Annotated in this window: 10 protein-coding genes and 1 pseudogene; 6 read left to right on the top strand and 5 right to left on the bottom strand. The window is 55.4% G+C overall.

Features of this window, described 5'->3' with window-relative positions; genetic code table 11:
• The first annotated feature begins 9 nt into the window (after window positions 1-9).
• The 3 genes from ACQE3Y_RS11455 (at window position 10) to ACQE3Y_RS11445 (ending at window position 2,755) form a co-directional block, all read left to right on the top strand.
• Window positions 10-870 (top strand): helix-turn-helix transcriptional regulator, encoded by an 861-nt coding sequence (locus ACQE3Y_RS11455; protein ID WP_426981716.1) that lies wholly within the window; start codon window positions 10-12, stop codon window positions 868-870.
• A gap of 53 nt (window positions 871-923) precedes the next feature.
• Window positions 924-2,078, top strand: a complete 1,155-nt coding sequence (locus ACQE3Y_RS11450; RefSeq protein ID WP_426973064.1) for an MFS transporter — start codon at window positions 924-926, stop codon at window positions 2,076-2,078.
• Window positions 2,079-2,269: 191 nt separating this feature from the next.
• Window positions 2,270-2,755: an RrF2 family transcriptional regulator gene (locus tag ACQE3Y_RS11445; protein WP_426972544.1), complete on the top strand. Its 486-nt coding sequence runs from the start codon at window positions 2,270-2,272 to the stop codon at window positions 2,753-2,755.
• 470 nt (window positions 2,756-3,225) lie between these two features.
• On the opposite strand, the gene ACQE3Y_RS11440 is transcribed toward ACQE3Y_RS11445, so the two are convergent.
• The 3 genes and pseudogenes from ACQE3Y_RS11440 to ACQE3Y_RS11430 all read right to left on the bottom strand — a co-directional run bounded on the left by ACQE3Y_RS11440 (window position 3,226) and on the right by ACQE3Y_RS11430 (window position 4,432).
• Window positions 3,226-3,519, bottom strand: coding sequence for a metallophosphoesterase family protein (locus ACQE3Y_RS11440; protein ID WP_426972545.1), 294 nt, complete (start codon window positions 3,517-3,519; stop codon window positions 3,226-3,228).
• 179 nt (window positions 3,520-3,698) lie between these two features.
• Window positions 3,699-4,119 (bottom strand): annotated as a pseudogene (locus ACQE3Y_RS11435) (bleomycin resistance protein).
• Between the two features lie 67 nt (window positions 4,120-4,186).
• Window positions 4,187-4,432: an AAA family ATPase gene (locus tag ACQE3Y_RS11430; RefSeq protein ID WP_426981715.1), complete on the bottom strand. Its 246-nt coding sequence runs from the start codon at window positions 4,430-4,432 to the stop codon at window positions 4,187-4,189.
• A gap of 467 nt (window positions 4,433-4,899) precedes the next feature.
• On the opposite strand from ACQE3Y_RS11430, the gene ACQE3Y_RS11425 reads away from it, so the two are divergent.
• From ACQE3Y_RS11425 to ACQE3Y_RS11415, 3 genes are all read left to right on the top strand, one after another.
• Complete coding sequence (locus ACQE3Y_RS11425; RefSeq protein ID WP_085071702.1) at window positions 4,900-5,253, top strand: helix-turn-helix domain-containing protein; 354 nt, start codon at window positions 4,900-4,902, stop codon at window positions 5,251-5,253.
• 137 nt (window positions 5,254-5,390) lie between these two features.
• On the top strand, window positions 5,391-6,719 hold the full coding sequence (locus ACQE3Y_RS11420) for a glycoside hydrolase family 28 protein (RefSeq protein ID WP_426981714.1): 1,329 nt from the start codon (window positions 5,391-5,393) through the stop codon (window positions 6,717-6,719).
• A 118-nt stretch (window positions 6,720-6,837) separates the two neighbouring features.
• Window positions 6,838-7,110 (top strand): barstar family protein, encoded by a 273-nt coding sequence (locus ACQE3Y_RS11415; protein ID WP_157130247.1) that lies wholly within the window; start codon window positions 6,838-6,840, stop codon window positions 7,108-7,110.
• 35 nt (window positions 7,111-7,145) lie between these two features.
• Here the strand turns inward: ACQE3Y_RS11415 and ACQE3Y_RS11410 are convergent, their stop codons facing one another.
• Entirely contained in the window at window positions 7,146-9,554 is a 2,409-nt protein-coding gene (locus ACQE3Y_RS11410) for a virulence factor SrfC family protein (RefSeq protein ID WP_426972550.1), read from the bottom strand.
• On the bottom strand, window positions 9,551-12,526 hold the full coding sequence (locus ACQE3Y_RS11405; protein WP_426972551.1) for a virulence factor SrfB: 2,976 nt from the start codon (window positions 12,524-12,526) through the stop codon (window positions 9,551-9,553). The genes ACQE3Y_RS11410 and ACQE3Y_RS11405 overlap by 4 nt, the downstream gene beginning before the upstream one ends.
• Between the last annotated feature and the right edge of the window lies 1 nt (window position 12,527).

Here is a 12,527-nt window from a genome sequence, read left to right as displayed (position 1 = left end):
GAAGAGAAAATGCCAAACGCAAGCCGTGCGGAAACGCCGGAAAAATCGGGCAGCCGCCTGTTAGGCGACTTTTTGCGGAGCCGGCGTGAGAGTCTCGATCCGGTGCGGCTTGGCCTGCCGCGTATGCGCCATCGTCGGACGCCGGGCCTGCGTCGGGAAGAGGTGGCGCAGTTGGCTGATGTCGGCGTAACCTGGTACACCTGGCTGGAGCAGGGCAGAGAGATTAAAGCGTCAGCTAAAACCCTTGCTGCTATCGCTACGGCGTTACAGTGTAACGAAGCGGAGACGCAGCATCTGTTTCGCCTTGCCGGGCAAGCGTATCCGGCGTCTCAGGCTGCTAAAGCCTGCGCCAAACTGTCGGCCCATACGCGCATTATGCTGGACAGCCTGAATCCGCTGCCCGCCGTGGTGCAAAACCAGTGCTTTGATATTATGGGACACAATCAGGCCTGGGCGCGCCTGATGAATGTTGATGTGGAAACCCTGCCACAAGAGCAACGCAACTGTATGTGGCTGGCGTTTAATCATGCTGGCTGGCGCAGCGCCGTCGCCGACTGGGAAGAGGTGATGCCGCATATGGTGGCAATGTTTCGGGCGCAAATGGGCGAGCACCTGGGCGATCCGCACTGGGAAGATTTTCTGGAACGGCTGCTCACCAGCTCAGCCGAATTTCGCGATACCTGGCAACGCTATGAGCTACGCAGCATTGAAAATCGGGTGAAATATTTTTCTCATCCTCAGGCCGGCAGGCTGGCGCTGCGGCAGAATAACTGGTGGTCGGCACCGCGTAACGGCGATCGCCTGCTGGTTTATATTCCTGACGATGAGGCCAGCGCGGCTGCGCTGAAGATCATCACCACGGCTAACTAAGAGAAAACGGATTGCAACAGAAGATCGCTTATCCCGGTTTGGCCGGCATCGTTATGTTAGGCATGGTACAGATCATCGCATGGGGCGGATCTTTCTATATTATGGCGGTGCTGGCCGCGCCAATAAGCCGGGAGACAGGCTGGTCGCAGCAATGGATTTACGGTGCGCTGTCGCTGGCAATTCTGATCTCCGGCATGCTGGCACCCTTATGCGGCCGTATCATCGCCCGCACCGGCGGACGCACTATGCTTGCTGCCAGCGGCGGCGTACTGGCTGCGGGTCTGGTACTGGTCGGACTGAGTCATTCGCTGTGGCTTTTTCTGCTGGCCTGGACCATTATCGGCGTGGGTATGGCAATGGGGCTGTATGATGCGCTGTTTGCCACGCTAGGCACGCTGTATGGTGGAATGGCACGCCGCGCCATTACCAGCATTACGCTCATTTCCGGCTTTTGTACCACGCTGGTATGGCCGTTTTGCGCTTTGCTTATTGAATGGCTGGGATGGCGGCATGCCTGTTTTGCTTATGCTGCATTATTGGTGGTTAGCGTCCTCCCGGCCTGTTTGTTTTCTTTACCGGCCGGAGGCGGTCGCAAAATCAGCCTGGTCACTAACACGGCATCAGGCAAACAGGAGGCGATAGCGCAGGATCTCTTCTGGCTGCTGTGCGCTATCTTTACCCTGGCGTCGGTGATCATGACCGCCATTTCGGTACAGCTGATTACGTTATTGCAGAGTCAGGGCTATACGCTGGCTGCCGCGCTGGCGTTAAGCGCCATCCTGGGGCCGTGCCAGGTGGCTTCGCGCGTGGTGGATATGGCATTCCGGCGCGGTCATCCGCTCTGGACCACGCTGTTTTCAGTGGGGCTGGTCGCGCTGGGGCTGCTTATTCTGTTGCTGTTTCCCCATCTGGCGATAATCGGCATGCTGCTTTACGGGGCGGGTAACGGTCTTCGGGCGATTGTGCGCGGCACGCTGCCGCTGGCGCTGGTAAAACCGGAAGAGTATGCCATTGTCGCCGGGCGGATGGCGCGGCCAGCGCTAATTGGGCAGGCGCTAACCCCATTAATCGGTGGCTGGGTTTTTCAACACTTTGGTGCGCAGGCTACCTTGCTGCTGCTGTGCGCGCTGGCGCTGATCAATGTGTTGCTTACCGTACTGTTAAAAATGCGGCTGCCGCAGCAGCGGGCAATGCCTGAGAAATCGTAACGGCAGGGCAGCAGGGCGCAACCCGCGTTGCCCGCTTTTCGCAGCGAAAAAGCAGCGAAGAATTGTGATTATGTGCCTTGCGCCCTTAGTTGGCTTCATAAAAGCAACTGTGTTTGTTATATTATTTCGTATGATTCTTCACAGCCGCGGTGCCAAAAAGAATAAGATTCGCCGCAACTCAGGATGATGAAATGTTAGATTACCGCTTCCCGACAGCTTTGCAGATGGTTTTGAGCGTAGCGATGGCGGAGCAGTCAGGCAAACGCTCCACCAGCGCCATTCTGGCGTATGGTCTGGAAGCTAACCCAAGCTTTATTCGTAAGCTGATGGTGCCGCTGACGCGCGATGGCATTATCGTGTCCACGTTAGGCCGTACCGGTTCGATTCACCTCGGACGGCCCGCCGATCAAATAACGCTGCGTGATATTTATGTCTCAGTAATTGAAGACAAGAAAATTTGGGCATCGCGACCTGAAGTTCCCGCGCGTTGTGTGGTAAGCGCAAATGCCTGCTGGTATTTCAAAGCCATTGCTCAGGAGGCGGAAGAAGCCTCGCTGAAGGTGCTGGCAAAGCGCACAGTCGCCGATGCGCTGGAAGAGCTAAAAATCAGAGATACCAGCGGCTGCGAGGCCGTTCCTGAACCAGAAGCTGAAACACCATGCAAAAAGAGCCGCTAAATGCGGCTTTTTTTATCTTTGTTGATCCTTACTGTGTAACCAACCTGCCTGCCGCATAGCCTGCACTGTCTTTAGTTACAACATACTAATTAGAAATACCAATAAGATACCTTAGCACCGAGGATTACATTGCCTTGCAGCTACTGCGTTAATTTCTGTACATGTTGCTGAAGGTAGTTGCTAACCCCCTAAGCCTCAGCTGTAAGCCGAAATCACGTCCTTTACGTTGTAAAGCCCACTCACCAAATCAGGCTGTGAATTGCAGTTCAACGTACAACATCCGCTTTTGCCAGAAGGGGACGTTAAAAAACCTTAGATCGATTAAATGACAGGAAATAAAGCAGCACAAAGCTTACATCCGTCCTGTTCTGAGTGCATTTAACCAGTCGGGACGGTTATTCGCGCTCGCAACTGAAGCGGCTGACTCCCAGTCATAATCAATCGCTTTAAGTTCTGCATTCCATAACCCGTTATGTCGTTCCACAATTGCATAGCGGTGTAGCGTGAAGACGATCAAACGCATGCCTGTCGGACAGGCTCATATCTGAAACATCCTGTTCAAGGAGTTGCCTTTCGTGATTACCTCTTATAGTCGGAATGTTAAGAGGTATCAGCCTGTCAGCGGTTTCCGCAGGGAACAGCCCTCCCGAAACGATGTCTCCCAGATTCACGATCTTATCGACACCCTGAGACTGAATGTCTGCCAGCACAGCATCCAGCGCCGGAAGGTTTCCATGAATATCTGATATTACTGCCAGTTTCATGCTGCTTTCTCTGTATTGTATTAACTTTCAGGCCCCCTCCCAGCCGGCTGTTCGATGTAATGGACATACTGAAACGCCATGCGCTAAACGTCCGCTTACGCTCATAGTGGACACTGGTCTGCGTATCTCTTATGTTAAATAGGAGTGACCGGCAGAGTCCCGGGAGAACCATCGGAGCACTACTCAATGTACTGGCTGAAGCGTAAAAGGTATCCATCTGGATCCTGCACGAGAAACTCTCGCTGGCAGGCAGTCGCTTCTCCGGTGTTGTAGTAGTTATCGCGGAGATCCCGGTACAGCGTTACGCCATGCGCTTCTTATATGGTTGAATATCTGTTTAATGTCGTCCACTTCTATCTGGAAATTAACGCCACGCCCCAGCGGTCTGGCGAGTTCTGCCGTGTTCCATCCGCCCTGATGATATTGCTCAAGCATCAGTTGCGCCTCACCAAGGCTGATATAGGCAAAATCCGGCTCTGTGCGCCTGATCATGACACTAAAGCCAAGCACGTCGGTATAGAAGTGCAGGGAGGCTGGAAAATCCTTTACGGTCAACTCGGGAACCATGCGGTTCCAGTAGGGCTCTTTCGTGTCAGCCATTTTTCTTATCCTTTTTGACTTACGCAGCATACACCAGATGGCTTATGCAGCGTTCGCCGCCGAAATGTTATGGAGAGATGCTGCCTTCGGCCGCATGCCATGAGCAGAGTTCCCAGTTCAGCATATTTTCTGCACAAGTTTCACAATCTACCCACGATAGAGCATTCCCTCCAGTCGCTGTCCGATCCCAAATTATTGCTCGTTCTGCTTCAGCCGAAGTGAGAAAACCCTGTGCACTCAGTGATCGCAGTAACTTGCTTTTACCTGAACCTGGGCCGCCTGTAATAATAATTCTTTGGTTTTTAATAAACATAAGAATGTACCTGTCACTCCGTGTACGTCCTCCAGACTGCAGTGCGAAGCCTGAGTCAATGAAATATGTTTTGGACAACGCACCAGCCATTCCGGATATTTAGTGTCTTGATGCAGCCTTTGATACCGTTGTAAACCATGTAGGGCGTCAGTGCGCCTTTGCTGACGTCTATACCAGTTGGAAGCATCGTCTCACTCCTCTTGCTTAAATCGTCACACCTGTTCGAGGCCTGCCAGAGTATGCCTATCAATGCTATTGGCAGAAGCATGCTAAACAGGGGGGGCACATTTATATATCAATAATTTCAATACGTTATATGGGGTTTGTTACTGTTCGTTAAACACTCAGCACGTCGGCGTCAATTTAATGTATCAATATAGTTTGCAATTTTCCGTGAAATCAGTCACCGTTAAAGTGTAACTGCAACTGATACTGATACTATTAGCCCTGGCGACGGGAGAGATAAGATGAGAAGTGACGCGTTTATTCACGATCTGATTGACTGGATTGACAACAATATCGAAGGCCGACTGGACCTGGATACCGTTTCCGAGCGTGCAGGCTATTCAAAATGGCATCTGCAGCGGATGTTCAAAGAGCATACCGGCCATCCGCTGGGCGAGTATATCCGTTCGCAAAAGCTGAAAAAATCAGCCGATCGCCTTACCCGCAGCAATGAACCGATCCTTAACGTAGCGATCTCTTTGGGTTTCGATTCTCAGCAATCTTTTAACCGCAGCTTTAAACGTCAGTTCGGCCAGGCACCTGGCGCATGGCGTCGCAGCGTGGTTCAGCAGCACGGTAAATCACTACAGAGCTGAGCGATCGCCAGGGCCGGATCGTTCCGGCCCGCGTTGTGAAACATCTCACATTTCCTTTTTATTCAGCCAATGCTGAAATGGCATTTCAATATAATCTGTGTTGGGATTAACGCATCGTTTTTTCCGGAAACGCACCGATGCTTATTTCACTGGATGATTATCATCCCGCAGCCGATGGCGTAACAGCCGACACCGCCCATTTTCAACGCGCTATTAATGACATTTCCGCCCAGGGCGGCGGCACACTGTATGTTCCTCCCGGACCATACCTGATTGGCTCTCTGACGCTTCCCGCAAATTTCACGCTGCATCTTGCCGCTGGGGCAACGTTAATCGCCAGCTGTCGGGCAGAAGATTATACCACGCAGACACAGAGCCAGGCGGAATGCTCCTCGCGGGCGTTGCTGTATGCGTACGGTCAGAAAAATATCACCATTGAAGGAAAAGGGCGCATAGATGGCAATGCCAGCGCCTGGTTTGCTGCGCATGCAGATGAGATGGGCTACCGTTTGCCGCTGGCGCAACGGCCACGCATACTGGTACTGGAAGCCTGCCGTCAGGTCACGCTACAGGATTTTACCATTGAGCAGGCACCTGTGTGGACAATCCATCTGGTGAGCTGCGAGCAGGTCAGGATTAGCCGCCTCTGCGTTGATAACGATCTGACGATGGCGAACACCGATGCGCTGGATATCGATAGCTGCCGCTATGTTCACATCAGCGACAGCTATTTTAGCGCGGCGGACGATGGCATCTGCATCAAAACCACCCACAAGCCGACGCCGCTGCGCGGTCCGGCGGCGCACATTACCATTACCGGCACCATTCTGCGCTCCAACAGCTGCGCGCTAAAGATCGGCACGGAAACCTGGGATGATATTGAAGATGTCGTGGTGACCGGCTGCACTATCATCGATTCAAACCGCGGCATCGGGTTGCTGAGTCGCGACGGCGGGCGCTTTCGCCGTCTCTCTTTTAGCCATATCACCTTTAATTGCGTCTATGCGCCGCCGGTTCACTGGGGCAAAGCCGATCCGGTATTTATCTCGGTTCGTCCGCGTCATCCTGAGGTTACGCCCGGGGAAATTGCCTGGGTACAGTTCAGCCATCTTACCGGTACCACGCAGGGGGCGATTAATCTGCACTGTGAAACGCCCGGCGCGCTGCATCGTATCAGCTTCGATCACGTGTTAATCGACCAGCTTCCCAGCGAGCATCCGGAGCAGGGCTGGTATGATATTCGGCCACCCTGCAATCCGGCGAACCCGACCGGCATGGGGCTGGATAATGCCTATGCCATTAATCCCGCAACGGACCGCCCCTGGGGCGTGGAGGCCTGGCCTGGCGGGATGCCAGGGTTGTTTGCCCAGGGCGTCACGGCGCTGTCGCTCAGTCAGATAGCCATTCATCGGCCAGATCCGCTGCCGCCAGGCTGGAATCCGCAGCTTATCGTTGAGCTTGATTAGAATAAAAAAAGAAGAAGTTTTCAGCCGGAAGGCGGGCACTTTATCTGTGCGATGGGCTAATCTATCTGACAACCGACCATAACCGCAATTTCACTGCGTGGAGTCATCTGTGCTGGAAATGCACTTCGATTTTTTAGCAATCCGCAGCGGCGAAGAGTTTTACCGCTGCTTTACTGAGCAGAGCGGCATCGCCGGAAAACCAGGCGCCAGCATCGATGCGCTATGGGATATGCTGACGGGCGAATTACGGCTACCGGCGCGCGCGTGGCTTTATCATTTACCTTCTGTACAGCAGCGTGCAGATCTGGCGGCGATTATCGAGCTGCTGGAAGAGGCGGCGCGCGAATTACAGGGGGAGTTTATTGTGCAGCGGGTTCAGGTTTGCGGGTAATAAAAACTGCAGGGCAGCGTTGCCCTGCAGGATCTTTAGGCGCGGATGAGCTTCAGCGCCTGCTTTAACGGCAGTCGTGCGCTATCGGCAATCTCACTGCCGCCCGCATAGCCGTTGTTCTCTACAATCAGCGTATTCAGGCCAACCAGCCAGTCATAAATATAAAAGGCGGTAGTATTGGCTGGCGCAGCGGAAAGGCGCGTCAGACGCTGCGTGCTGCCAAAAGTCACAGCAGGCGTTTGCGGTTGGGCAAAAATCTTCTGGCCGCGATTCACGCGGCTGTCGGGCCGTTCCGCCGCGTCGCGCTTCAGGAAGCCGAGCCAGGCGACAAAGTCTCCCAGCACCGTCAACGCTCGTGAAACCTGACGATCCACCTTGCCTTCGCGCGGCGCGTTGGTGGCTTCATGCTCGGTTAACGTGCGTAACAGGCTGCCTGCGATATCCAGGCGGAAACTGGCGGTGATCAGCTCCTCTGTTAACATTTGCAACGTTGTTTTGCTTACGCCCAACAACGAGAGCAGACCATCGTTATCCGGCAGGCTGCGCAAATGGTAGATCCAGTAGCGCTGCACGTTATGAGCAAACAGGCTGTCGTTATCCAATACCGGTTCTTCGCTTTCACCATCCAGCGCCGGTTCTGGCTGATTGCTGAACAGGTCGAATTCAAAGCCAATGCCAAAATGGCTGCCCGGTAAATTGGGCGCGGCTGGCGTGGCATGCGCTCCGGCGGCGGCCTGCTGCTGCGGCAACAAATAGAGCGTGCGCAGCTGCTCACGCGAGGGTTGTAATCGCTCCAGTAATTCGCCGTGCAGGCCGGTACGGGTTTGCAGCGCTTTTAACAGATCATCGGCAATCTGCTGTTTCTGCTGTACATCGTCAACCGGCTGCGCCCAACTGGCCAACAGGCGATCGCTAAGCTCGCGGCTCAGACGCTGCGTCTGTTCCTGCATGCGCTGTTGTTTTTTTTCCGGTTTGATCTCGTTTTGCAGCCAGCTTGCCATACGCTCAATGCCGCCCGCATCCTGCGCCAGCATCGATCCCCAGTCGCTGCCAGCGGTGCCCGTTTGGCGCTGTACCGCTTCGTCGATATTCGCTGACTGCACATAACGGCCATCGAAACGGGTTACCGACCATACCAGCACTGGCTTATGACCGCTTTGCTGTTCGCCTTCACCGAGACGCATGGTTTTCAGCCACTGCGTTAACATGCGTGCAACGAAACTGGCGTCATGGCGCTGGCTGGCGGCAGTAGATACCAGCAACAGATCCAGACCATGACGTTCACCATAAAACTCAAGAAACAGCGCGCGCCTGGCCTGCATCAGCCGTGCCAGCAGCGGATCGCGTTGAGCAGCCTGCGCCTGCTCCTGGCGCGTATCTTCATCCAGTGCAACGCCGTAGCCGGGAATATCTACCACATCCACCTGATCGAACAGGGCCTGACGCGGCGGAGTAGATAATGGGATCTGCACTTCCAGCGTCAGCAACTGCAGTTCCGTCAGTGACAGCGTGACCGGGCTGGCGGCGCGTCCAGCCAGCCAGGGCACCACTTCCGCACGGCGCGTGGCATGGTTTGGCGTGGCGGCGGTACTGAACAGCAGCTCGGCCGGTAGCAGTGAGTCATCAACCAGCAGCGAAAGCGGCGCCAGTACGTATGGCGCATGCTGTAACGCATGCAGAGTATGCGCCAGCTGTCGCCACAGCGCGGTCAGGGTTTCATCATCATTCCACAGTAACGCGAACAGTTGGGCGCGGTCGTCCACGCTGAGCAGCGGTGCCAGTTCACAGGCCTGCGGCCAGAAATGGCGGTTGAGTAGCGCGGCACGACCTGCATCATGACGTCGGCAAAAATCCCACAGCGCAACCAGCTCATCGCTGGCAGCGCCTTTAACCGGCTGCGGTTGACGCAGACGCTGCAAATGTTCCAGCCGCGCCTCAAGCTGTTTCGCTTCCGGTTCGCCCTGCGGCTGCTGAAAGGCGGCCATCAGCACCATGCGCGTCATTTCCGCTTCGCTTAACAGCGTTAAGCACAGGGGCCGGCTGGCATCTTCTGGCTCGCGGCAGTGGCTGAAGCGTGTTGCCATGCCATAATCCTGATTGCCGGGATTGATATGCGTGAGATAGTTAAGGGCTTTACCGCCAAAACTGGCGGTTAACTTTCCCTGAACATCGCCTACCAGCGCCTGCAGCAGCGAGGCTTTTCCCGCCTGTGAAAGTCCATAAAAGCCGAGCGTGTTTTCGTCAGGCTGCGTCTTTTGCATCTGGCGCAGCCGATATTTACCCCGGCGCAGAGCGAGTTTCAGGCCATCTGCCTCTATATCCAGGCGCGGCGACTGCACGCGCTGTGCATCGATCCATGAAAGGGCGAGGTCGATGCCTTCGTTCATTTCCACTAACTGCTGGCTGAACGAAGAAACCTGCTGTTTCAGCGTAAAGGCTGTCATTTCTTAAATACGCTCCCGCTGTCGATCCAGTATTGGGCATTGGCATTGCCACTGGCGGACAATGTATTCAGTTTCAGGCTGAGCTGGGAAAGCGGTACGCGCGTACCGTCATCCAGCCGGGCATCAGCCAGCACAAAGCGCTCCGGCGATCCTGACTGGGTGCCAGGCTCCACCGCCAGCTTTACACGCAGTACGCTGTCGCCAGCGACCTTACGCGCCAGCTGCGCATCATTAATAGTCAGACTGTATAGCGGCGACGCCAGCCAGCGGTCATTATCCAGCTGACGGAAGCCCAGGCAAACATTGCCACGGATCTGGAAACTGCTTTTGCGATCGGGCGTCCAGCTGGGGTCATCCAGGTCGATTTCGCTGTAGCAGACGTTTTCACTGGACAACGCATGGTTATCATCCAGCATCCCGAGATAGCGAATAGTGGAGTAAGGCTGGAAATCACCGGCCTTAAACCAGAAGCTCGACAAACGTAAATCCAGAGCCAGCAGGCAGAGCATTGCGCCCACCGCCGCAGTTGATTTCGGGTTATCAATACGGCCCATTTTGTTAAACGGATACCAGTCGCTGGTGTGATAGCCCTCCAGCGACAGAATGCGGCTGCCCGGTAGCGGCTGCAGATGACGGAACAGCGCCTGCACGCCAGGGAAACGGGAAGGGCGACCGGTCAACAGCAGTACATCACAGCTGTAAAGTGAAATCACCTCTGCCATCGAGCGCAGCGCAGGCACAATTGCCATCCGGTGCGACAAAAATTCGCCGTGCAGCTTGCTGAGGCTTACCACCAGCGGCACCTGCAAAATATCAAACGCCAGCTGGCCGCCAAGCGCGCGCTGCACCTCGCCATTAATATAATCAAGCACCGCCGCGCCGGGACGCTGCGTCAGCAGTTCGCCATACAGCGCTTCGATCTCCGCGCTGACATCCAGCGGATCATAGCTCTCATAGCGTTCAAGAATCGCCTGTGCCAGCGGGATAAAGAGTTGCAGCGTCGCCTGTTGACGCAGCGTGGAAAAACCATCCATGCGCCCGTCATAGCCGAACAGCTTATCCAGCAGTATATCAGGGTTACCCAGTCCGGCCTGTTTCAGGGAGGAATGCAGCGCAGGCAGGACATAAAGCTGGATCACATCCAACAAAATATCATCGCCAGCCACCTTAAAGCCTTCACGGAACAGCAGGCGCGGGTTGATTTTTACGTTGTTGCCCTGACCGTCGTCCAGCGCGTAATGGGTAATCGCCAGGTCTGTGGTGCCGCCGCCGATATCAATGGAGGCGATACGCAGCGTTTTACCGGCAGGCTCATTGGCGTCGCGCAGACGATCGGGGCGCGCCATGCTGGCGAAAAAGGCTTCCGCGCGACCAGCAAAGTTAACCTGGGTTTCATTGAACAGGTAAACCATCTGTCCACAGGTGGCTTCATCCCACTCCATCTGCACATCGGGCACCGGACGGCTGCTGAGTGCTTTATCGCTCAGGCTGTCAAACGGCGCATCGGCGGGATGCCAGCCCATCGCTTTCCATACCAGACCAATCGCATCCTGCATACGGCTGCGGAAAATCTCCCGCTCTGGCTTCGGCATCGCTGAGGGCAGGGTAAGAATAATGTGACGCAGCTGACGCGGCGCATAGCTGTGCGGCATTTTCTGCCGCTGAGCGGCGCTGTTCATCTGCATCATCGCCTGAGCCAGCAGTTCGCTTAGCATAAAGGTCATCAGGGAGCTGCGGCTGTAGTGCGCTGAAAACACCGGCAGCCGCTCATCTTCCTCGATCTGCCACAGCGGCTCGCCTTCATCGTTAATCAGGGTCATCAGCGGTTCTGCGATCGCCTGCGGCTCTGCGCCCGCGCGATCGGCGTGATTAAAGCGCCAGCCTGCGGCGTAACGGGCTTCATCCCACAAATAACGACGCGGACTGGAAATACCGGTGGTTCCTTCGGTTCCGGCACGCTGCAGCGCCATACGGCTCGCTTCGCGGCCCACGCGGGTTAATGAAGGCCAGACAAATGCCTCTTCACGCCCGCTCTCCACGGAAAAGTTCTTTTTGCCGAAATGCGCTTCCGCGAATTCAACCCGGCTGTCGAACATTTCGTTATACACCCGGTGCGGTTGCGAAAGGTCGCGCAGCTGCAGTTCGTAGGTCTGCTTCAGGCCGTTGACTTCGTCGGGATGATCTTCCACCAAAATGCCGCAGGTATGGGAGTTGCCAACGTCGAGGATCAGATCGACATTCACGACCGGCTCCTGCAGCGTGGCGGTAAGAACACGAATATCGGTCAGCGCCAGCTGGGTGCCCAGCAGTTCAAGCAGGTTCAGGTAGTGCGCCTGATATTCAAATTCGCGTAGCGCCATTTTAATGTCGCTGTCGTGACGCGACTCCAGCTCAGTGGCACGCTGGGTAAAAACTTCACGTAGCCAGCCGTCAACCCAGGTCAGGTCGAGGAAGTCGCCGAGTTCATAGTTTTGCCAGGCAAGGGCAAAGCCCACGCCGTTATTGGCGTCAGAAGGGGTCAGGGCCAGCTGCGCCTGATCGCTGTCGTCAGCCGCAGTTTGGGTATCAAATGCCAGGATCACGCGATGGGTATGGCCTTCCACATCCGGTTTATCCAGCGCGGCAATCTGCATGCGCGCCCAGTTTTCCGGGCCGCCGATAAACTGGCGCGGCGGAGCGCAGCGCAGAACCGGTACAGGCAGCCAAATCCCGTTAAGCAGGTTCAGCGATTGCTCCTGAGTGGTGCTGCATTCTGGCTTCACCACCTCTGGCGCAGCGCCATCTTCCAGCGGCAGCAAAAAACGGCCGCTGGCGGCATCATGCGTAATGCGCAGCAGCGGGCCGTTCGCCGTCTGGCGTACAAATTTACGCGACTGGCTCTCCTGAACGGCAATAGCAAAATCAAGAAACTGAATACCGCTTTCGGCAATCAGGGTAATTTTTTGTTTAAAATCGGTGATGGGCGCCAGCATT

The organism is Pantoea sp. FN0305 (assembly GCF_050113845.1).
GTDB lineage: Bacteria > Pseudomonadota > Gammaproteobacteria > Enterobacterales > Enterobacteriaceae > Mixta > Mixta alhagi.
The sequence above is the reverse complement of the archived record's forward strand: the minus strand, read 5'-3'. Positions and strand labels throughout refer to the sequence as shown.